Here is a 22,268-nt window from a genome sequence, read left to right as displayed (position 1 = left end):
GGTGGGTGCGGGGCCAGTGGCGGGGGCCATGGGGTTCCGGGGCGGGGGGGGGCGGTGGGGGCCCCGCCCGCGGAGGGGTCAGTGGCCGGCGGTGTGGGAGCCGCGGCCGTGGTCGGCGCCGCCGTGGGGGCGCATGGCCGTCGTCGGCTCCGGGTGGCGCAGGCCCACCGAGCGCATGGACATGATGGCCATCAGCAGGGCCATGAGCGCCACGAAGACGATCACGCCGTACCAGATCGGGTGCATCGGCAGCTCGTTGACGATGTGGCCGCCCTCATGGCCGCCGGCGGCGGCCAGGGTCAGTGCGGTGTTCAGCATGGGTGCTCCTCGGTGCGGGACGACGACGGCACGGGGGCGGGCCCCGCAGCGCCGGTGGACTCGGGCGCCAGTCTAGCGGCCGTCACCGCCGGACCTGCCCGTCGCCGCGCAGGATCCACTTGGTGGTGGTCAGCTCCTCCAGGCCCATCGGCCCGCGCGCGTGCATCCGCTGGGTGGAGATGCCCACCTCCGCGCCCAGGCCGAGCTGGCCGCCGTCGGTGAAGCGGGTGGAGGCGTTGACGATCACGGCCGCCGCGTCCACCTCGGCGACGAAGCGCTCTGCGTTCGCGAGATCGTTGGTGACGATCGCCTCGGTGTGGCCGGTGGACCAGCGCCCGATGTGCTCGACGGCCTCGTCCAGGGAGTCGACCATGCGCACGGCCATCTCCATGTCCAGGTACTCCCGGCCCCAGTCTTCCTCGGTGGCGTCCACGGCCTCCCGGCCGGCGGCGCCGCGGTCTTCCGGGGCCGGCAGCCAGGCCCGGGAGCCCTCGTCCACGTGCAGCAGCACACCGGCGCGGGTCAGCGCACGCAGCACTTCACGCCCGGTCTGCTCCGCCTCGCGGTGCAGCAGGAGGGTCTCGGCGGCATTGCACACGGAGGTGCGGTGCGTCTTGGAGTTCATCACGATCTCCACGGCCATGTCCGCGGGGGCCGAGGCGTCCACGAACAGGTGGACGTTGCCCTCGCCCGTCTCGATCACGGGCACACGGGCCTCGCGCACCACGGTCTGGATGAGGTCCCGCCCGCCGCGCGGCACCAGCACGTCCACGCTGCCGCGGGTGGCCATCAGGGCGGCCACACCCGGGCGGCCGAGGTCGTCGATGCCCTGCACGAGGTCCGCGTCGAAGCCCTGGGCCATGAGGGCCTCCCGGAGCACCTGCACGAGCATCGCGTTGGTGCGCTCGGCTGCGGAGCCGCCGCGCAGGAGCACCGCGTTGCCGGACTTCAGCGCGATGCCGGCGATGTCCACGGTGACGTTCGGGCGCGCCTCGTACACGGCGCCGACCACGCCCAGGGGCACACGGACCTGCTGCATGCGTACACCGTTGGGCAGGGTGCCGCCGCGCACGACGGCGCCCACCGGGTCCGGCAGCCCGGCCAGGTCCTCGAGGGCCACGGCCAGGGCCTCGAGCCGCTCGCCGTCCAGGCGCAGGCGGTCCAGCAGTGCCGCCGAGGTGCCTGCGGCGCGGCCACGCTCGAGGTCCTCCTCGTTGGCGGCGAGCACGGACACCCGCGCCTCGCGCAGGGCGGTGGCCAGGGCGCGCAGGGCGCGGTCCTTGCGCTCCCGGCCGGCGGCGGCCAGCTCCGGGGCGGCGGCACGGGCCCGCTCGGACCGGGCGAGGATCTCCTCGACCAAGGCCGGGTCGGAGCCCTGACGGCCGGTGCGGGCCTCGGCCTGCTCGGTGGTCTGGGCGGGGGCGTCGGATGCGTCGCTCATGCCCTCACTGTACTGAAGGCCACCGGCGGACGGCGGCGCAGGTCTCAGCGATACGGCGAGTGCGTGGGCGCGAGCCCGGCCCAGTCGTCGGCGTGCACCACCACGCCGTCGTAGCCCGCCCCCAGGTCCGCCTTGAGCTGGGAGGTGGAGCGGCCAAGCATGGCCGGCAGCTGCGAGGAGGAGTACTGGACCAGGCCGCGGGCGAGCACCCGGCCGCGCCGGTCCGCGATCTCCACGACGTCCCCGGCGGTGAACTCGCCGTGGGCGGCCACGATCCCCGCTGCCAGCAGGGAGCGCCCGCGCGCGATCGCCCCGGCCACGGCGCCGTCGTCGATGGTCAGCCGGCCGCGGGCTTCCGCGGTCAGGCCCAGCCAGGCCGCGCGAGCCGAGCGACGCCGGCCCACCGCCGAGAACCAGGTCCCGACGTCCTCACCGGCCAGGGCCTGGGCGGCCAGGGCTGAGGAGGTCAGCAGGGTGGGGATGCCGGTGGTCGCGGCGATCCCGGCCGCATCCACCTTGGTGACCATGCCGCCGGTCCCGACGCCGGCCGAGCCCGGGGTGCGCACGTCCACCCCTGCGAGGTCCTCGTCCGAGGACACCACCGGGATCCTCCGGGTTCCCGGCAGGGAGGGGTGGCCGTTGTAGAGGGCGTCGACGTCCGAGAGCAGCACGAGCAGGTCCGCCTTCACGAGGTTCGCGGTCAGGGCGGCCAGGCGGTCGTTGTCCCCGAAGCGGATCTCGCGGGTGGCCACGGTGTCGTTCTCGTTGACGATGGGCAGCACGTCCAGGGTGAGCAGACGGGCGAGCGCACGGTGCGCGTTGGTGTACTGCTTGCGGCGCATGAGCTCCTCCGCCGTGAGCAGCACCTGGGCCACCTCCACCTCATGCCGGGCGAAGGCGTTGGAGTAGTACGCCATCAAGCGGTTCTGGCCCACGGCTGCCGCCGCCTGCTGAGTGGCGGTGTCCTTGGGGCGGCGGGTGAGCCCGAGCACCGGGAAGCCTGCGGCGATGGCACCGGAGGAGACCAGCACCACCTGGGTGCCCCGGGAACGCATGGCCGCGATCAGATCCACCAATCGGTCGATGGCCTCGGTCCGCAGACCCTCCGGGGAGGTCAGGGAGGATGAGCCGATCTTGATCACCACCCGCCGTGCACGGCCGACGTCCTCACGGTGCACCACGGGGTTGGCCTTGGGGTCGCCGGCCTGCCCGGTGGCGGGGGTCGCGTAGCGGAACACGGTGGTGTGGCGTCGGGTCATGATCCTCCTCGGTGGGCGGACAGGTCACGGACGGCCGCGGTCGGCGGCATGGTCACCGACCGTCGTCGCCGTCCTCGTCTCGATCGTAGGTCTCGGTCCAGATCCCGGCGCGGCGCTCGGCCTCCATCTCCGCGCGGGTGGCGGCACGGGCGGCCTTGCGGGCGTCCTGTTCGGCACGCTTCTCCGCGCGGGTGGCGCGGGTGCGCTCCTCCAGGCGCAGGTCGGTGCCGCGGGGGCCGGCCAGCAGCTCGGCGCCGGCGGAGAGCGTGGGCTCCCAGTCGAACACGACGCCGGTCTCGTCGTCTCCGATCACGACGGCGTCACCCGGGGTGGCGCCGGCCTTGAACAGCGCGTCCTCCACACCGGCACGGTGCAGGCGGTCGGCGAGGTAGCCGATGGCCTCGTCGTTCTGGAAGTCGGTCTGGGCCACCCAGCGCTCGGGCTTGTCCCCGCGCACCCGGAACAGCGGGGCCAGGTTCCGCTCCTCGCGGCGCACGGTGAAGTCGGCATGCTCCCCGCCGCGGCGGCGGCGCGTGCGCGGCACCTCGACGACGGGCGCCGCCTCGGGCTCGGGCTCGCGGGCGCGAGCCTCGGTGACCAGCTCGGCCATCGCGTATTTCAGGGCGTCCAGGCCGTTGCGGGCCAGCGCGGAGATGTCGAACACCCGCAGGCCACGGGACTCCAGCTCTGCGCGGACCATGTCCGCCATGGCGGCGCCGTCCGGCAGGTCGGTCTTGTTGAGGGCGACCAGGCGCGGACGCTCGTTCAGGGGCACGACCCCGCCGCCGCCCTGGGAGAACACCGGCTCGACGGCGTAGGCCTCCAGTTCCGCCTCGATGGCCTCGAAGTCCGCGATGGGGTCCCGGTCCGGCTCGAGCGTGCCGCAGTCCAGCACGTGCACGAGCGCGGCGCAGCGCTCCACATGGCGCAGGAACTCCAGGCCCAGGCCCTTGCCCTCGGACGCGCCGGGGATCAGCCCGGGTACGTCGGCCACGGTGAAGCGGACATCGCCGGCCTGCACCACGCCGAGGTTCGGCACGAGCGTGGTGAACGGGTAGTCCGCCACCTTGGGGCGGGCGGCGGAGATCGCTGCGATGAGCGAGGACTTGCCCGCAGAGGGGAAGCCGACGAGCGCGATGTCCGCGACCGTCTTGATCTCCAGGGTCAGCTCGGCCTGCTCGCCGGGCAGCCCGAGGAGGGCGAAGCCGGGGGCCTTGCGTTTGACGGAGGACAGCGCGGCGTTGCCCAGGCCGCCCTGACCGCCGGCGGCGGCCACATAGGTGGCCCCCTCCCCCACCAGGTCCGCGAGGATGTTGCCCTCGGGGTCCTTGACCACGGTGCCGTCCGGCACGGGCAGGATCAGGGACTCCCCGTGCTTGCCGGCGCGGTGGTCGCCCATGCCGGGCTGGCCGTTCTCGGCTGTGCGGTGCGGGGCGTGGTGGTAGTTCAGCAGCGTGGTGGTCTGCGAGTCGACGACGAGGGTGATGTCACCGCCGTTGCCGCCGTTGCCGCCGTCGGGCCCGCCGAGGGGCTTGAACTTCTCCCGGTGGACGGACACGCAGCCGTGCCCGCCGTTGCCGGCGGTGAGGTGCAGGACCACGCGGTCCACGAAGGCGGCCATGGGGCTCTCCTGGGGAGTCGGGTGCCGCCGGAGCGGCAGATGGGGGGCGGGCGTGGGGCCCGCCGGGAACGCGAACGGCGGAGGCGGGTCCTGTGCGAACAGTGACCCGCCCCCGCCGGAGGCGTCAGGGGCGCCGCTGGGCCCGCAGCATGCGGGCCCGGACGCTCAGTCCGTGAGTGTGGGGATCACTCGCCGGCCAGGACGATGTCCACGACCTTGCGGCCGCGGCGCTGGCCGAAGGCCACGGAGCCGGCGGACAGGGCGAACAGGGTGTCGTCCTTGCCGCGGCCCACGTTGTGGCCCGGGTGGAACTTGGTGCCACGCTGGCGGACGATGATCTCGCCGGCGTTCACCTCCTCGCCGCCGAAGCGCTTGACGCCGAGGTACTGGGGGTTCGAGTCACGGCCGTTCTTGGAGGAGCTGCCGGCCTTCTTGTGTGCCATTGCTGATGCCTAACCTCTCGGTTGCGTCGGGTTCGTCTGCCGCGGGTGCGACTCAGGCGATCCCGGTGATCTTGACCGTGGACAGCTCAGAGCGGTGGCCCTGACGCTTCTTGTACCCGGTCTTGTTCTTGAACTTCTGGATGACGATCTTCTTGCCACGGGAGTGGGAGACGACCTCGGCGGTCACCTTCACACCGGCGGCGTCGGCGCCCGCCTTGACGTTCGACCCGTCCACCAGCATCAGAGCGGGGAGCTCGACGGAGCCACCGGTCTCAGCGGGGACGCGGTCGAGGGTAACGAGGTCTCCGACAGAGACCTTCTCCTGGCGGCCGCCAGCGCGGACAATCGCGTACACCACTTGGGACTCACTTCTCTCGACGTTGCATGGATACGTGGTTCAGGTCCACTCGCCCGCACCTCGACCGCTTCGCGTCCGGGTCCGGCGGTCCTGCCCGGGGACGGGACGAGGACGTGCGGGAGCCTGCGGGGTGAACACCGAGTGTCCATCATACCCGGCCCCCGGCGTCGGGCCAAACGGTCCTCCGCCCGGCGCGTCGCCCACCCACTCGGGCGGGGCAACCCGCCGAGGCGGGGCAGCCGGGACGGACGATTTCCTCCGCCTTCACACCCCCCCCGAGCATCACCGGGGCGACCCCCTCGGCGGGGACCGGCGCGGCGGGCTCGGCCTGCGGGGCAGCGGCCACGAAGCGGCCCCCGGTGGACGGGGCCTGCTCCTCCCGGCCGACCCGGACGGTCACGCCGTCCGAGGAGGCAGCCCGGCGGGAGCGGCGCGCACGCGTGGGCGCGGCCGCGGCCGGAGCCTCGGCTGCTGCGGGGGCCTCGGAAGCGGCCGGAGCCGCAGGGGTCTCGGCAGCTTCAGAGACCGAGGGGGCCTCGACGTCAGCGACCTCCGGGGCCACAGCCTCGGGAGTCTGCGCCGCAGCGGGGGCCGGCGCAGCCGGCGCGGTGGTCACGCCGTCGCTCGAGGCCCGGCGCGGACCGCGACGACGACGCGGGGCGGCCGGGGCGGCCGGAGCGGCAGGCTCAGCGGACTCGACCGTCGGAGCCGGCTGCGTCCGCTCAGCCTCCTGCGCCTCCTCAGCCGCCTGGGTCTCGTCCGTGGCGCCGGAACGGCCCCACGAGCGTCCACGGCGGCCCCGCGAGCCCCGGCTGCGGCGGCGCCCCTCCGAGGCGTCACCCTCGGATGCGGCGGTCTCCGCGACTGCGCTCTCCGCGTCGATGCTCTCTGCCTCGGTGCTCTCCACATCAGCGCTCTCCGCACCCTGGCCGCCCGGCTCCGTGCCCTCAGCAGCGACGCCCTCGGCCGGCACAGGCTCCTGGCCCGCACGGCCATGGTCCTCGGCCTGCTCAGACGAGGCAGCAGCCTCGGATGCGGCGGCCTCAGACCCCTCGGACTGCTCCCCCGCAGACTCGCCGGCACGGGACTCCTCACCCCGGCCCCGACCCCGACGGCGGCCACGCCGCTTGCGGCGACGGCCCTCCGAGGTCTCCTCGGACCCGGCGCCCTCGGCGCCCTCAGCGTCCTGGCCGGGGCCCTGTCCCGCGCTCTGCCCCTCGCCCTGCCGGTCACCGCCCTCGGTGCCCTGAGCGCTCTGCCCGGGCTCGGCGTCGTCGGCGGCCTTGCCGGAGGCCTTCGCGATGGACATCAGGGCCGCACGCGCCGCCTCGGCGCGCTGACGACGTTCACGCTCCTGCTCGGTCTCCTCCCCCGCCACCGGAGCCGGGGAGGCCTCAGCGGACGCGGCACGGTGACGCTTCTTGCGCCGCCCCTCGCCCTCGCCGCGGGAGTCGTGCCGCCACCCCGCGCGCTCCACGGGGTCGTCGTGGATGATGATCCCGCGTCCGCCGCAGTGCTCACAGACCTCCGAGAAGACCTCCACGAGACCGGTGCCCATGCGCTTGCGCGTCATCTGCACGAGCCCGAGCGAGGTCACCTCCGCCACCTGGTGCTTGGTGCGGTCCCGGCCCAGGCACTCCACCAGACGCCGCAGCACCAGCTCACGGTTGGCCTCCAGGACCATGTCGATGAAGTCGATCACGATGATCCCGCCGATGTCCCGCAGACGCAGCTGGCGGACGATCTCCTCAGCGGCCTCGAGGTTGTTCTTGGTGACGGTCTCCTCCAGGTTGCCCCCGGAACCGGTGAACTTGCCCGTGTTGACGTCCACCACGGTCATCGCCTCGGTGCGGTCGATCACCAGGGAGCCGCCCGAGGGCAGGTACACCTTGCGCTCGAGCGCCTTGTGCAGCTGCTCGTCCACCCGGTGGGTGGCGTAGAGGTCCTCGCCGTCATGGTCCTCAGGCACCCAGTGGTGCAGCCGGTCCAGCAGGTGCGGAGCCACATAGGTGACGTACGCCTCGATGCCGTCCCAGGTCTTCTCGCCCTGCACGAGCATGGCTGAGAAGTCCTCGTTGAAGACGTCACGGACGGTCTTGATGGTCAAGTCCGGCTCGGAGTAGAGCAGCTCCGGGGCCAGCACCTTGGTGGAGGCGGCCTTCTCCTGGATGCCCTCCCACTGCGCGCGCAGCCGGTTGATGTCGTTCTGCAGCTCCTGCTCGGAGGTGCCCTCGGCCGCCGTGCGCACGATCACACCGGCGTCCTGCGGCAGGTGGTCCTTGAGGATCTTCTTCAGACGCGAGCGCTCCACATCCGGCAGCTTGCGGGAGATGCCCGTCATGGAGCCGTCCGGCACGTACACGAGGTAACGGCCGGGCAGGGAGATCTGGCTGGTCAGCCGGGCGCCCTTGTGGCCCACCGGATCCTTGGTGACCTGCACGAGCACGGAGTCGCCGGACTTCAGGGCGTTCTCGATCTTCTTGGGCTTGCCGTCCAGCTGGGCGGCGTCCCAGTTGACCTCACCGGCGTAGAGCACCGCGTTGCGGCCGCGGCCGATGTCCACGAACGCGGCCTCCATGGAGGGCAGCACGTTCTGCACCTTGCCCAGGTACACGTTGCCGATCAGCGAGTCCTGCGTGGTATTGGAGACGAAGTGCTCGGCGAGCACGCCGTCCTCGAGCACGGCGATCTGGATGCGGTGCTCGCGCTGGCGCACCAGCATCTTGCGGTCCACCGCCTCCCGGCGGGCGAGGAACTCGGCCTCGGTGATCACGGTGCGACGCCGCCCCCCGGAGCGGGACTCGCGGCGGCGCTGGCGCTTGGCCTCCAGTCGGGTGGATCCCTTGACGCCCTGCACGGTGTCCGGGGCGCTCTGGGCCCGGCGCGGGGCCCGCACACGAGTCACCGTGTGCTCCGGGTCCCCGGCCTCCCCACCCTCGAGCTCCATGTCCACCGCACCACGGCGACGACGACGGCGCCGACGGATCCCCGAGGGGCGCTCGCCGCCGTCCTCGTCCTCGTCGGCGTCCTCCTGGCCGCGCTCGGCCGTGCGCTCGGGGGTGCGCAGCATGTCCAGGACCTCAGCCGGCACCGCGAACGGGTCGAAGGGGTCGTAACGGGGAGCCTCCGGGGCCCCGGCCTCCAGCTCCGCGGCCTCCGGCTCCTCTGAGGAGGATTCGGCGGACTCATCGGCCCCGTCGGCATCCCCGGCCGGCGTCGGGGGCTCCGCGTCAGCGCCTGCCTCCTGCACCGTCTCCCGGTCCTGCACCTGCTGGGGCTGCCGGGTCTGACCCTGCGTGCCCTCCGACTCATGGTCCAGGGCCTGCGCTTCCTGATCCAGGCCCTGTGCGCGTTCCTCCGCGCCGTTGATGTCCGTCTCGGCCGCCATGGCAGCACCTCCGGCCGCGCGGCGGCGCCACACTCGCCCCCGCCGCGGCGACTCAGGCCCGCCCCGGCAGCGTTGCCCCCGGCCACGGCTGACGCGGCGGGGTGCGCCGGAGGACGGGCACCACGAAAGAAGTCCTCGGATGGACCGCGTGCCATCGGCGACGCGGAACCGCTGCAGACCGACGTCCGAGAGTGCTCGGGGCCTTCACCGCCGGACGTTCGGGGCCACCGGAATGCCCGGTACCTCCCCCGCTGGACCTTCGGTCCCGGGGCGTCGTCGGCGGCGGCCCGTCGTCGAGCGCGCAGCGGGCGGACCCACGGTGTGGCCACGGGTCAGCCGGGGCCATCCTCTCACACGCGCCTCCGATCCCTCGTGACGCACACCGCTGACGGCCAGGGTCGAGGCCTAGACTGCGCAGCATGAACGCCACCGCCATGACCGTGCCGCCGGCCGAGACCGCCGGGCACCCGGACCGCACAGACCTCTCCTGGTTCGCCCGCCCGTGGGGCACCGCCCTGATGCTCCTCGTGACCTCCGTGGTCGGGCTGACCACCACGATCATCATCATGATGGAGGGCGCCAACATGGCCGCCGACCCGGACTACCGGGCCAGCTGCGACCTCAACCCCTGGCTCTCCTGCGGCACCGTGCTGAAGTCATGGCAGGCGATCACCTTCGGGTTCTCCAACAACTACATCGGCCTGGTGGCCTTCCCCGTGCTGATCACGGTGGCCGTGTCCCTGCTGGCCGGGGCCCGCTTCCACCGCTGGTACTGGATCGCCATGAACATCGGCGTGCTGGGCGGCTTCGCCCTCGTGGTGTGGTTCTGGTACTCCGCCGTGTACTCGATCGGCACCCTGTGCCTCTACTGCATGGTCATCTGGTCCATGGTGATCATGCAGATCGTCCTGCTGACCTCCCGCAACATCCAGACCGGCGTCATCCCCGCCGGCCCGCGCGCCCGCGCCCTCGCCCGTGACCTCGCCTGGCCGCTGGTGGTGGTGCTCTTCGCCGGGATCTTCGTCTCGATCCTGCTGGAGCTGGGCCTGGGAGTGATCGGTCTGGCCTGAGACCCCACCCCGGCACCACGACGGCGGCCGAGGCCGGCGAATCGGATCCGTGCACGAGGTTCTGCTGCACCGGCCCGCCCCAGTCCCGGCCGAAGTCCCCGCGGATGGTGCCCGGAGCGGCCGCCGTCGGGTCCGTGGCCCCGGCCAGGGCGCGCACCCCCTCGACCACCCGGTGCCCGCGCACCCGCAGGGCCACCACCGGCCCCGAGGCCATGAACTCCACGAGCGGGCCGAAGAACGGCCTGCCCTCGTGCTCGGCGTAGTGCCGCTCCAGCAGGGCACGGGACGGGGTGAGACGGCGCAGGTCGGCCACCTCATACCCCTTGCGCTCGATGCGGGCGATGATCTCGCCGGTGAGGCGGCGCCGGACGCCATCGGGCTTGACCAGGACGAGGGTCTCTTCCACCTGCTCGGACACGGAGGGCTCCTCTCAGACGGGGGTGGGATGGGGTAAGACGGGCGTGGGGACGGATCAGGGTGTCCGGCATCACACTAGTGCGCGGGGCCGGGCCAGTTCACCCCTGCGAGTGCGCTTCACCCCTGCGGGTGCGCCTGCTCCCAGGCGCGCTGCTCCTGCTCCCGGCGCACGTTCTCCCGGTCCAGCTGCTCCCCCTTGGTGACGGCGTACCACCACGTCAACGCGAACAGCGGGCCGATCACCAGCATCGAGGACTCCCACACCCCGGACACCACGAGCACCGCCTGCAGGGCCCAGCCGATCGCGATGCCCACCGGACGGCGCACCAGTGCGCACGTGAGCACAGCCACCAGGGCCAGGGCCGCGAAGCCGCCCGCGAACCAGGGAGCCACCGGCTCCCCCCGGTGCAGGCCGAAGAGCGTCATGCCCAGGAAGAACAGCAGCACCGCCTCCAGGCACAGCACCGTCGAGGTGAACAGGGCTCGCACGGAACGGGTCCGCCGCCGGAGCCCCGGCCGCCACTGCCGCTGAGCACGCGTCTGCCGGGCCGGCCGCCAGGCCTCCCTGCCGAACGTCTCGGTGTCGGACCTCTCGGCGCCGGAGTCCCGGGGCGCGGCGGGGCTCATCGGTGCGCTCCGTCGTCGTCGGAGACCTGGGCGGCATCGGAGAGCTGGCCGGCGTCGATGCCCGGAGCGTCGTCGGCCTCGTCCAGTAGGGCGATCACCTCCGGGTCCAGAGCACCCTCGCCATCCTCCAGGCCGGTGGCCGCCAGCAGGTCCGCGGGATCCAGGCCGCGGGCGGCCACGGTGACCGGACCGGCATGGGACGGCTCCCCCAGCAGGGCCCGGACCTCCGCCGCGAGCGTGATCGAGCCGAGCACGAGCACCCCGCCGCCGGTGCCGGAGGCCAGGGCGTCCGCACTCGTCTCCACGGCCTCAGCCCGGCCCACCGCCCACTCCAGGGCATCCGGAACGGACTCAGTGACGAACACGTCGTCCTCCCCCCAACCGGCGTCCACCGCGAGCGCCGCCAGATCCCCTGCCGGCACGGCCCGGGGCGAGGCGGACTGGGTCAGGGCGATGTCCTCGACATCGTCACCGAAGGCCCGGTAAAGGGCCTCGAGCATCCCGCGGGCATCCTTCTCTGCGAGCACCCCCACCACGAGCGCCAGACGGGTGAACCCGAAGGCCTCCTGCACAGCACGGGCGGTGGCCCGCACACCAGCGGGATTATGAGCGGCGTCCACGATCACCGTGGGGGCGGTGCGCAGCACCTCGAGCCGGCCCGGAGAGCTCACCTGGGCCAGCCCCTCACGGAGCAGGTCCTCCTCCAGGGGGCGCTCACCGCCGCCGAGGAAGGCCTCCAACGCGGCGATCGCCACAGCCAGATTCTCAGCCTGGTGCTCGCCATGCAGAGGAAGGAACAGGTCCCGGTACTCGGAGGCGAGGCCACGCACGGAGACCTGCTGGCCGCCGACGGCCAGGGAGCGCTCGACCACCCCGAACTCGACGCCCTCGAAACGGAAGGGCACCTGGACCGCGCGGGCCGCCTCGAGGAGCACCTGGGCGGCATCGCGGTCCTGGGCGGCGGAGACGAGGAAGCCGCCGGGCTTGATGATCCCGGCCTTCTCCTCGGCGATCTCCGCCTCGGTCTGCCCCAGCAGCTCTGTGTGGTCCAGGGAGATGGGGGTGACGACAGCCACGGCCCCGTCGGCCACATTGGTGGCGTCCGTGGTCCCGCCCAGGCCCACCTCCAGGACGACGACCTCCACGGGCGCGTCCGCGAACACAGCGAACGCGAGCGTGGTGACGGCCTCGAAGTAGGTCAAGCGGGGCTGGCCGTCGGCCTCGAGCTCGGCGTCCACGGTCTGGACGATCGGCAGGATCTCGTTCCACACCCGCACGAACGTCTCGTCCGCGACGGGCTCGCCGTCCAGGCTGATCCGCTCGGTGACCGAGCGCAGGTGCGGGGAGGTGTACCGGCCCGTGCGCAGCCCGTAGGAGCGCAGGACCGCCTCGATCATCCGGGCCGTGGAGGTCTTGCCGTTGGTGCCGGTGAGGTGGATGACCGGAGCCGCCTGCTGCGGGTCCCCGAGCAGGGCCAGCACCCGGCGCATCGGCTCCAGCCGCGGCTGCATCCGGTTCTCCGGGGCCCGGGAGAGCAGGTCCCGGTAGACCTCGGCCACCGTGCCGGCGTCGCCGACCCCGCTCATGCCTGAGCCTTCTCGACGGTCACGGCCACGGTGCGCATGGCGTCCTCAGCCCGGTCGGCGCGGGGATCGGCGGCACCGGAGTCCACCAGTTCGAGGGCGACGGTCAGGGTGTCCGCGGCCACGAGGTCCCGGTGGGCCTCGAGCGCGGCGATCACCGCGGCCGGGCCCTCGATGCGGGTGCGCACCCGGTCGGCGACCTCCAGGCCGGCATCCTTGCGGGCCGCCTGCACGGCACGGATCACATCGCGCGCGGTGCCCTCAGCCGCGAGCTCCTCGGAGACCTCAGTCTGCAGCACGAGGAACCCGCCGCCGGGCAGCACGCCCACGGCGGTGCCGGCCGGGGCGTCAGCGGCCACCGTGCGCAGCTCGTAGAGCTCCGGGGCGAGGATCACGCCGGTGCCGTCGGCGAGCGTGACCTGCAGGCCGCCGTCGGCCTCCGTGTAGTCCCCAGCGTCCACGGCCCTCTTGATCAGCGGGACCTGCTTGCCGAACGCCTTCCCGAGCTCGCGGAAGTTCAGCTTCAGCTCGGTGGCGATCCCGTGCCGGGCGATCGCCTCCTCCGTGAGCTCCACGAGCCGGACCTCCTTGAGGTTCAGCTCCTCCGCCACGATCCGCGCGAACGTGCCCTCGAGCCCGACCGCCTCCGGCACGACGACGTCCATCACCGCCAGCGGCAGGCGCACCCGGCGCTTGGCCGCCTTGCGCAAGGCGGACCCGGCCGAGGAGACGCTGCGCACGAGGTCCATACGGGCCACGAGCTCCTCCGCCTCCGGCCCGTGCGGGAACAGGTCTGCGTCCGGGTAGTCGGACAGGTGCACGGAGCGGCCGCCGGTCAGGCCCCGCCAGATCTCCTCGGTGACCAGCGGCAGCAGCGGGGCGGCGGCGCGGGTGAACGCCTCCAGCACCGTGTACAGCACATCCATGGCCACGGTGTCCTCCGCGAAGAACCGCTCCCGGGACCGCCGGATGTACCAGTTGGTCAGGGTGTCCATGAACCCGCGCAGCGCCTCGGTGGCCTCCGAGACCTCGTAGGCGTCCATCGCGGCCTTGACCTCGCGCAGCATGCGACCGGTCGCCGCCAGCACATAACGATCCAGCGGGTCCTCGGACTCGTGCCGCGCCGAGGCGCGGTACCCCTCCGGGCGTGCGCCGCCGTCGTGCGCCGTGTTGGCGTACAGGGTGAAGAAGTGCCACGCGTTCCACAGCGGCAGGATCACCTGGCGGGTCGCCTCCCGGATGCCCTCCTCCGTGACGATCAGGTTGCCGCCGCGCAGGATCGGGCTGGCCATCAGGAACCAGCGCATCGCATCCGAGCCGTCCCGGTCCAGGACCTCCGTGACGTCCGGGTAGTTGCGCAGGGACTTGGACATCTTCTGCCCGTCCGAGCCCAGCACGATGCCGTGGGAGATCACGTTCGAGAACGCGGGGCGGTCGAACAGGGCGGTGGCCAGGATGTGCAGCGTGTAGAACCAGCCGCGGGTCTGGCCGATGTACTCCACGATGAAGTCCGCCGGGTTGTGCGTGGGGAACCACTCGGCCCGCTCGAACGGGTAGTGCACCTGCGCGTACGGCATGGAGCCGGAGTCGAACCAGACATCCAGCACGTCCTCCACACGGCGCATCGTGGCGCCGGCGGCCGCTGCCTCCGGGTCCGGGTGCGGGCGGGTGAGGTCGTCGATCCACGGGCGGTGCAGGTCCACCTCACCCTCGGCGTTGCGCGGCAGACGCCCGAAGGCCTCCTCCAGCTCGGCCAGGGATCCGTAGACCTCCTGCCGGGGGTAGTCCGGGTGGTCCGACTCCCACACCGGGATCGGCGAACCCCAGTAGCGGTTGCGGGAGATCGACCAGTCGCGGGCGTTGGCCACCCACGTGCCGAACTGGCCGTGCTTCACGTTCCCGGGGATCCAGCTGATCTCCTCGTTCAGCTCCAGCATGCGGTCCTTGAACTGCGTGACCGCCACGTACCAGGACGTCACCGCCCGGTAGATCAGCGGCTTCCGGCAGCGCCAGCAGTGCGGGTAGGAGTGCTCATAGGAGGCCTCCCGGGCGATGCGGCCCAGGGCGCGCAGGGCCCGGATGATCGGCCGGTTCGCCTCGAACACCTGCACCCCGGCGATCTCCGTCAGGTCGCCCCGGCCCAGGTCCTCCCGGGCGAACAGGGGCAGGAACCGGGCCCCGGAGTCCACCGAGAGCAGCACGGGGATGCCGTTGGCCTCACACACCCGCTGGTCGTCCTCACCGTAGGCCGGGGCCTGGTGGACCACGCCGGTGCCGTCGTCCGTGGAGACGTAGTCGTCCACGAGGATCCGGTGGACCCCCGCCAGGGTCAGGGTGCGGCCGTTCACCGTGAACTCGTCCTCACGGTGGGCCTCGAACAGGTCCGTGAACAGCGGCTCATAGCGCAGACCCCCCAGACGGGCACCCGGGATCGTCTCCGCGATCGCCGACCGGGCGGCGTCGGCGTCGGCGTAGCCGAGCTCCTTGGCGTGGGCGGGCACACGGTCGACGGCCAGCAGGAAGCGTTCAGCCTCCACCGTGGCCCCCTCGGGCCCGGCCGGCACCACCGCATAGGCGATCTCCGGCCCGACGGCGAGCGCCGCGTTGGTCGGCAGCGTCCAGGGCGTGGTGGTCCAGGCGAGCACATGCACGCCGGCCAGGCGGGCCGCGAGCTCGGCGTCCGCGCCGCCGTCGGGCACCAGCGCCGGATCCTCGGGCAGGCCCAGGACGGGGAAGGACACGGTGACCGAGGGGTCCTGGCGCATCTTGTAGACGTCGTCATCCATGCGCAGCTCATGGTTGGACAACGGGGTCTCATCGTTCCAGCAGTAGGGCAGCACGCGGAAGCCGCGGTAGGTCAGGCCCTTGCGGTGCAGCTCGGAGAACGCCCAGATCACGGACTCCATGTAGTCCGGGGTGAGGGTCTTGTAGTCGTTCTCGAAGTCCACCCAGCGGGCCTGGCGGGTCACGTAGTCCTGCCATTGGTCCGTATACTTCAGCACGGAGGCGCGGCAGGCGTCGTTGAAGCGGTCGATGCCCATGGCCTCGATCTCGCCCTTGTGGGTCATGCCCAGCTGCTTCATGGCCTCGAGCTCGGCGGGCAGGCCGTGCGTGTCCCAGCCGAAGCGGCGCTCCACACGGCGGCCCTGCTGGGTCTGGTAGCGGGCCACGAGGTCCTTCACGTAGCCGGTGAGCAGGTGGCCGTAGTGGGGCAGGCCGTTGGCGAAGGGCGGGCCGTCGTAGAACACGAACTCGTTCGGGGAGCCGTCCTCGTTCTGCGCGGGGCGCTGGTCGATGGAGGCCTGGAAGGTGCCGTCCTCGGCCCAGTAGCTGAGGATGCGGGCCTCGATCTCCGGCAGCAGGGGTGAGGCGGGGGTGCGGCCGTCGGGGGCGGTGGAGGCGAGGGGGTACACAGCGGTCCTTTGCGGTCCTGGGCGTTCGGTTCCGATGCAAGGACGCCGTCCGGGGCTACGGGAGCCTCGGCGGCGCGGTACCACCTCGCTTGCCGGCGTCGTGCGGCGGGCCCCTGGCGAGGGCGCCGGCGCGGCGTCGACCGCTTCATGAGAGCTGTGACGGGCTCCCCCGTCCGGGTCTACTGGGGCGTGCCGTGCGGGCGCGAGGCTCGAGGTCGTGCGACGGCCGTGCGGCAGGCCTGTTCTTCCGGAGGCTCACCGGTGATGGCCGGGTCAGCGCCTGTGCTGGCCAGTGTAGAGGATCGGTTGCGGGCCGGTGTTGTCGAGGATCGGTGGGTGCTGCCGGGGGGTGGGATGGAGAGGGCGGCCGGGGTAGCGAGGGGTGTGGAGGTGCGGCGTTTCCCAGCGCCCGGGCGACATTCCGGCTGGTCTGCCACGCTGGAATGTCGCCGCGGCGCTGGATACTGGAGTTCGAGGAGCCCGGGCACCCGACTCGACCCGGCTCCTGCTCCCGTACATGTTCAGAGCCTCCGGCAGGGAACCCTTGCCCGCGCATGTTCAGAGGCTCCAGCCGGGAACCCCGGCCTCAGCGGGCGAGCGGGACCCCGCGCGGCACCAGCACGGCGGCGAGGGACTGCGGGCTGGACAGCTCACGCCAGGTCCAGTGAACGACGTCACGCAGGTGCCTGCGCAGCCTGACCTCCCGATCCTGTTCACGGCGGATGCTGCGCCGTCGTTCGGCCTCGCTCCCGTGCAGCTGAAGCCCGTACTTGCCCGCCCCGTCGAACTCCCCGGCGATGCCCACCTCCTCCCACCAGAAGTCGGTCCTGCCCAGGAACTCGCCCCGCGGGCCGTGGTGCTCGCGCTGGACCTGAGGCCGGGAGATCCCGGCCTCCCACATCAGCGCCCGGCTCAGCGACTCCCCCGCCGATTCCGACGCCGGCTCCACCAGATCCCAGGTCCGCAGAAATCTCCGCTCGGCGCTGGCGGACGGCAGCAGGTCGGCCGCGCCCCCCTCGACCGGTTCACGCAGATCCGGCCGGCGATGCATCAGCGCGTCCAGCGGAGCGAGGGCCCACTTCGGAGGAAGGCAGGCGGCCAGCGTCAGGGCCACCGTCTCCGGCGGGTCCACGAGCACCGTACCGAGCTCGAGGCCTCCCAAGGTCCGTGCGGTCAGCCAGACCGGGTCCGACATCAGGGGCGGGTGGGCAGAGGTGGGGCGGACCCTCGGCGGACGGCCCAGCGGCGCCTGAACCCGCCGATGGGCCTGGTCTCCGGCGAACAGACCGCTATTCCGAGCACGTCCGCGGTGGCCGTCGTCGCGGCGGATCGTCACCTCTGCAGGTGTGTGTGCCACCGGCAGGCCCATCAGCAGGGCGGCGGTGAGTCCGGTGAAGACCGGCGGGCGTCGGCGCGCGCGGGCCAGGGCCGCCGCCGTCGTGACGTGCCGGCCCCATGGCGGCAGCTCCGCCCAGCGCAGCGTCTCCATGTAGACGCCGGGGGCCACGCGCACCACCTCGCCGCGGTGCCAGGCACGCTGCAGCCAGCGGGCGGTGCCGGGCTCGGTGCTCTTGGCGGCGGTGAGCAGGGCTTCGCCGCAGGTGGGGAGATCGTCGACGGTGAGCGGCATGCCTCCAGCGTGGAGCCTCCGGCTCGCCGGGGTCAGCCGGGGTGCTGGGACCCGTGGACGGGCGGCAGCGTGCCGCACCCTGTGCAGGAGTGGCGGGACGGGAGGCGCAGGTGCCCTACGACGTCGTCCCTCACCTCCGGCGCCCCCGTTCCCCCTCGCGTGCAGCCCCACCCCCAGCGCCCGGACGACATTCCAGCGGGGCAGAACGGCTGGAATGTCGCCCGGGTGCTGAAGGCCGACGAGCTGGGCGTCCGGAGGCTCAGGTGGTCCGGGGCCCCTCCTCAGTGGTGGGCCGGCGTTCAGGAGTGCGACGGGCCCTCACGTCGCTCGTCGCCGGCCGCACCGCCCCGGGCTGCGTCGGCCAGCTCAATCGCCGCACTCAGCACCCCGGCAGCCACCGCCATCACGACGCGCGGACGCCGCACGCCGCGACGGACCAGGGCCCGCTCGATCGCGGCATCCACGGTCAGCCCGAGCGCCACGCCTCCACCGGTCAGCGTTCCCAGCGCCGCACCGGCGGCCAGTCCCATGCCCGCCATGGCGAGCGGGCCCCGCGCACGGTCGCCCGCCCCCTCCGCGTCCTCCGCCTCCTGCACCGGAGACCGGAAGGCGGCGACGCCGGCCGCCGCCCCGAAGGCCACGGCGACGGTCCCGCCGACGGCGAGGGCCGTCGTCGTGCGTGGCAGCCGTGAGACAGGCAGCAGCGTGGAGGCGCTCTCCGCCAGGCCTACCCCCAGCGCTCGGGCGACATTCGAGCGGTTCTGCCCGGCTGGAATGTCGCCGGAGCGCTGGGGGCCGGGGGTCGTGTCGCCGGAGCGCTGGAATGTCGCCGCGCCGGTCTGCGACGCATCACCTCGTGCGCTCATCGCCGGATCACCTTGTGCTGGGCGGCCTGGGCCACCGGGCGCAGCACGATCTGGTCCAGGTTCACATGGTGTGGCACCTCCAGCGCGTACGCACACACATCCGCCACATCCTCCGCGGTCAGCGGCTTCTCCACCCCCGCGTACACCGCGTCCGCCGCAGCCTGATCCCCGCCGAGTCGCTGCAGCGAGAACTCCTCGGTGCGCACCATCCCCGGCAGCACCTCCACCACACGCACGTTGTGCTCAGCCTCCTCCAGCCGTAGGGCCCCGACCATCCCGTGCTCAGCGAACTTCGCCGCGTTGTACCCGGCACCGCCCTCATAGGCGACCAGCCCCGCCGTGGAGGACAGCACCAACACGGTCCCCTCCCCGTGGGCACGGAGCATGGGCAGGAAGGCACGGGTCAGCCGCAGCGTGGCCATCACATTGGCTTGGAACATCCACTCCCAGTCCTCGGTCCGCGCCTCAGCCACGGCGTCCACCCCGCGAGCACCGCCGGCGATATTCACCAGCGTGTCCACGCCCCCGACGGCCTCGGCGGCGGCCAGGACGGCAGCCACCCCCTCCTCGGTGGTCAGGTCCGCAGGGACGACGGTGACCGTGCCGGGCAGATCGGCGGCCTCCACGGCCAGGCCTTCGAGGCGATCGGTCCGACGTGCCACGGCCAACACCTGCCAGCCGGTGCGGGCCAGACGCAGGGCGGTGGCGCGGCCGATGCCGCTCGAGGCTCCGGTCACGACGGCGGCGCGGCCGGCCGGGGCGGCGCCGGTCGCCGTCGCGTGCTCCGGGTCGAGCCGCGGGTCGGTGGGGTCGACGGGGTCTTCGACGGACAGGGCGGTCATGTCGGTGACCCAACCACATCGGCCCTTCGAGGTCCACGGTCGCCCGGCGGGTCGGGCGGTGGGAGGTCCGACGGAGAACGGGGCCATGCGAGCGGTTCAGGGGCGGCGAGCCGGAGAGGGGAACGCGCAGACCGGACCGCCGCGAGGAGCCCCGGGCCGTCCCCTGCGGGGGCTCGCGGCCGCCGTCGTGGGGTGTCGCCGGCCGTGGGAGAATGGCCGGCATGGCTGAGAACACGCAGGGCACAGACACGCCCACCGACGCATCGACCCCCACCACCTCCTCCGAGGTGGCGGTCCCGGACAAGCCGGCCCTCGAGGGCCTCGAGGACAAGTACACCGCCCGCTGGGCCGAGGAGGGCGTGTACGCCTTCAACCCGGACACCACGCGCGCACAGGTCTACTCGATCGACACCCCGCCGCCTACGGCCTCGGGCTCCCTGCACGTGGGCCACGTGTTCTCCTACACGCAGACGGACGTACTGGCCCGCTACCAGCGCATGACCGGCAAGAACGTGTTCTACCCGATGGGTTGGGACGACAACGGCCTGCCCACCGAGCGCCGGGTGCAGAACTACTACGGCGTCCGCTGCGACCCGACCAAGCCGTACATCGAGGGCTACCGTCCCCCGGAGAAGCCCGCCAAGAACCAGCGGGACTGGGACGTCGTCTCCCGCAAGAACTTCATCGAGCTCTGCGAGGAGCTCGCGGTCCAAGACGAGAAGGTCTTCGAGGACCTGTTCACCCGCCTGGGCCTGTCCGTGGACTGGTCCATGACCTACCGGACCATCGACGACGTCTCCCGCGCCGTCTCCCAGCGCGCCTTCCTGCGCAACTTCGCCGCCGGCGACGCCTACCTGGCCGAGGCCCCCACCCTGTGGGACGTCACCTTCCGCACCGCCGTGGCCCAGGCCGAGCTCGAGGACCGCGAAGTCCCCGGCGCCTACCACCGGTACGCGTTCACCGCGCCCGACGGCGAGCAGGTGTTCATCGAGACCACCCGCCCGGAGCTGCTCGCCTCGTGTGCGGCCCTGGTGGCCCACCCGGAGGACGAGCGCTACCAGCACCTGTTCGGCACCACCGTCACCTCCCCGCTGTACGGGGTGGAGGTGGAGGTCAAGGCCCACCCGCTGGCCAAGCCAGACAAGGGCTCGGGCATCGCCATGGTCTGCACCTTCGGCGACCTCACCGACGTCACCTGGTGGCGTGAGCTGCAGCTGCCGACCCGCACCCTGATCGGCCGTGACGGCCGGTTCTCCGCCGAGGTCCCCGAGTGGATCACCGACGACGCCGGCCGCGCCGCCTATGAGCGGACGGTCGCCGGCAAGACGGTGTTCTCCGCGAAGCAGGCCGTGGTGGAGGCCCTCCAGGAGGCGGGTCTGCTGGACGGCGAGCCGAAGAAGATCACCCACGCGGTGAACTTCTACGAGAAGGGCGACAAGCCCCTCGAGGTCGTCACCTCCCGCCAGTGGTATCTGCGCAACGGGGGCCGTGACGCCGATCGCCGGGAGCGCCTGATCGGCCGCGGCCGGGAGCTGAGCTGGCATCCGGAGCACATGCGCCACCGCTACGAGAACTGGGTGGAGGGCCTCAACGGCGACTGGCTGGTCTCGCGTCAGCGTTTCTTCGGTGTGCCGATCCCCGTCTGGTACCCCCTGGATGCCGAGGGCGAGCCGGTCTACGACTCCCCCATCGTGCCGGCCGAGGACACCCTGCCGGTGGACCCGGTGGCCGAGCCCGCCCCGGGCTTCACGGAGGACCAGCGCGACGTGCCCGGCGGCTTCACCGGCGACCCGGACGTGCTGGACACCTGGGCGACCTCCTCGCTGACCCCGCAGATCGTGGGCCGGTGGAGCCGGGACGACGAGTTCTTCGCGAACGTCTTCCCGTTCGACCTGCGCCCGCAGGGCCACGACATCATCCGCACGTGGCTGTTCTCCACCGTGGTCCGCGCGGACGCGCTCAACGGCTCCGTGCCGTGGACGGACACCGCGCTGTCCGGGTGGATCCTCGACCCCGACCGCAAGAAGATGTCCAAGTCCAAGGGCAATGTGGTGGTGCCCACGGACATCCTCGAGGAGTTCGGCGCCGACGCCGTGCGCTACTGGGCCTCCTCGGCCCGCCTCGGCGCGGACACCGCCTACGAGGTCGCGCAGATGAAGATCGGCCGCCGCCTGGCGATCAAGTTGCTCAACGCGGCGAAGTTCGTGCTGAACCTGGGCGCCACCCAGGACGCCGTGGTGCGCTCGGCCGAGGACGCCGCCGTCGTGGTGAACCGTCTGGACTCGGCCCTGCTGAGCCGCCTGGCGGACACCGTGGAGCAGGCCACCGCCGCGTTCGATGCCTACGACTACGCACGGGCCCTGAACGTGACCGAGTCCTTCTTCTGGCAGTTCACGGACGACTACGTGGAACTGGTGAAGGACCGCGCCTACGGCGGTCGCGGCGAGGCCGAGCAGGCCTCCGTGGTGGCCACCCTGGCCACCACCCTGGACACCCTGCTGCGGCTGCTGGCTCCCTTCCAGCCCTTCGCCACGGAGGAGGTGTGGAGCTGGTGGCGCACCGGTTCGGTGCACCGTGCCCCGTGGCCGGGCCTGCCGGAGGAGATCGCCGGTCTGCGCTCGGCGGCCGACGGCGGCGATGCGACCGTGCTCGCGACCGTCGCCCAGGCGCTCAGCGGGGTCCGCAAGGCGAAGTCCGAGGCCAAGGTGAAGCAGCGCACCCCCGTGCTGCGGGCCACCGTCACGGCCCCGCAGGAGCAGCTGGATGCGCTGCGCGGCGGCGTCGAGGATCTCAAGGCTGCCGGCAACGTGGCCGAGCTGACCCTCGCCGCCGGCGGTGACGAGGTGAGCGTCTCCGAGGTCGAGCTGCAGGCCCCCGAGGAGGGCGCTCAGGCCTGAGCCCGCCCGCTCCCCTGGACTCTGCCCCACGACGACGTCGGCCCCGCACCTCCACGTGGAGGTGCGGGGCCGACGTCGTCGTGGGGCAGAGTCCA

The 22,268-nt window shown here is 72.6% G+C and carries 15 protein-coding genes and 1 pseudogene; 2 read left to right on the top strand and 14 right to left on the bottom strand.

Annotated features, from left to right (window positions below):
* Positions 1-78: 78 nt before the first annotated feature.
* The 7 genes from SPI96_RS04540 to SPI96_RS04510 form a co-directional block, all read right to left on the bottom strand.
* Positions 79-318 carry a hypothetical protein gene (locus SPI96_RS04540; protein WP_321081184.1) on the bottom strand — a complete coding sequence of 80 codons (240 nt, stop codon included), beginning with the start codon at positions 316-318 and terminating at the stop codon, positions 79-81.
* Between the two features lie 82 nt (positions 319-400).
* Positions 401-1,759: a glutamate-5-semialdehyde dehydrogenase gene (locus SPI96_RS04535; RefSeq protein WP_321081183.1), complete on the bottom strand. Its 1,359-nt coding sequence runs from the start codon at positions 1,757-1,759 to the stop codon at positions 401-403.
* Between the two features lie 44 nt (positions 1,760-1,803).
* Positions 1,804-3,018, bottom strand: coding sequence for a glutamate 5-kinase (gene proB / locus SPI96_RS04530; protein WP_321081182.1), 1,215 nt, complete (start codon positions 3,016-3,018; stop codon positions 1,804-1,806).
* Between the two features lie 52 nt (positions 3,019-3,070).
* Positions 3,071-4,639, bottom strand: a complete 1,569-nt coding sequence (gene obgE / locus SPI96_RS04525) for a GTPase ObgE (protein ID WP_321081181.1) — start codon at positions 4,637-4,639, stop codon at positions 3,071-3,073.
* A gap of 185 nt (positions 4,640-4,824) precedes the next feature.
* The gene (gene rpmA, locus SPI96_RS04520) at positions 4,825-5,082 is read right to left on the bottom strand and encodes a 50S ribosomal protein L27 (RefSeq protein ID WP_321081180.1); all 258 of its coding nucleotides are present in this window, start codon (positions 5,080-5,082) and stop codon (positions 4,825-4,827) included.
* A 52-nt stretch (positions 5,083-5,134) separates the two neighbouring features.
* Positions 5,135-5,440, bottom strand: coding sequence for a 50S ribosomal protein L21 (gene rplU, locus SPI96_RS04515; protein ID WP_321081179.1), 306 nt, complete (start codon positions 5,438-5,440; stop codon positions 5,135-5,137).
* Between the two features lie 148 nt (positions 5,441-5,588).
* On the bottom strand, positions 5,589-8,828 hold the full coding sequence (locus tag SPI96_RS04510) for an Rne/Rng family ribonuclease (RefSeq protein ID WP_321081178.1): 3,240 nt from the start codon (positions 8,826-8,828) through the stop codon (positions 5,589-5,591).
* A gap of 419 nt (positions 8,829-9,247) precedes the next feature.
* On the opposite strand from SPI96_RS04510, the gene SPI96_RS04505 reads away from it, so the two are divergent.
* Positions 9,248-9,898, top strand: a complete 651-nt coding sequence (locus SPI96_RS04505) for a vitamin K epoxide reductase family protein (RefSeq protein ID WP_321081177.1) — start codon at positions 9,248-9,250, stop codon at positions 9,896-9,898.
* Between the two features lie 4 nt (positions 9,899-9,902).
* On the opposite strand, the pseudogene ndk reads toward SPI96_RS04505, so the two are convergent.
* The 7 genes and pseudogenes from ndk to SPI96_RS04470 form a co-directional block, all read right to left on the bottom strand.
* A pseudogene (gene ndk, locus SPI96_RS04500) lies at positions 9,903-10,316 on the bottom strand (nucleoside-diphosphate kinase); the annotation flags it as partial.
* Between the two features lie 116 nt (positions 10,317-10,432).
* Positions 10,433-10,804 (bottom strand): DUF4233 domain-containing protein, encoded by a 372-nt coding sequence (locus tag SPI96_RS04495; RefSeq protein ID WP_321081176.1) that lies wholly within the window; start codon positions 10,802-10,804, stop codon positions 10,433-10,435.
* Positions 10,805-10,938: 134 nt separating this feature from the next.
* Complete coding sequence (locus SPI96_RS04490) at positions 10,939-12,528, bottom strand: bifunctional folylpolyglutamate synthase/dihydrofolate synthase (RefSeq protein ID WP_321081175.1); 1,590 nt, start codon at positions 12,526-12,528, stop codon at positions 10,939-10,941.
* Entirely contained in the window at positions 12,525-15,938 is a 3,414-nt protein-coding gene (gene ileS / locus SPI96_RS04485; protein WP_321081174.1) for an isoleucine--tRNA ligase, read from the bottom strand. Before ileS ends, SPI96_RS04490 begins: the two co-directional genes overlap by 4 nt.
* A 586-nt stretch (positions 15,939-16,524) precedes the next feature.
* Positions 16,525-17,568 carry a hypothetical protein gene (locus SPI96_RS04480; RefSeq protein WP_321081173.1) on the bottom strand — a complete coding sequence of 348 codons (1,044 nt, stop codon included), beginning with the start codon at positions 17,566-17,568 and terminating at the stop codon, positions 16,525-16,527.
* Between the two features lie 299 nt (positions 17,569-17,867).
* Positions 17,868-18,434, bottom strand: a complete 567-nt coding sequence (locus SPI96_RS04475; RefSeq protein ID WP_321081172.1) for a hypothetical protein — start codon at positions 18,432-18,434, stop codon at positions 17,868-17,870.
* Entirely contained in the window at positions 18,431-19,276 is an 846-nt protein-coding gene (locus tag SPI96_RS04470; protein ID WP_321081171.1) for an SDR family oxidoreductase, read from the bottom strand. Before SPI96_RS04470 ends, SPI96_RS04475 begins: the two co-directional genes overlap by 4 nt.
* 221 nt (positions 19,277-19,497) lie before the next feature.
* On the opposite strand from SPI96_RS04470, the gene valS reads away from it, so the two are divergent.
* Positions 19,498-22,173 (top strand): valine--tRNA ligase, encoded by a 2,676-nt coding sequence (valS, locus tag SPI96_RS04465; protein ID WP_321081170.1) that lies wholly within the window; start codon positions 19,498-19,500, stop codon positions 22,171-22,173.
* The last annotated feature ends 95 nt before the right edge of the window (positions 22,174-22,268 follow it).

The sequence above is a fragment of the Micrococcus sp. genome (genome assembly GCF_034179925.1).
Classification (GTDB): Bacteria; Actinomycetota; Actinomycetes; order Actinomycetales; family Micrococcaceae; genus Micrococcus.
This window is presented reverse-complemented; position numbering and strand designations above follow the sequence as displayed.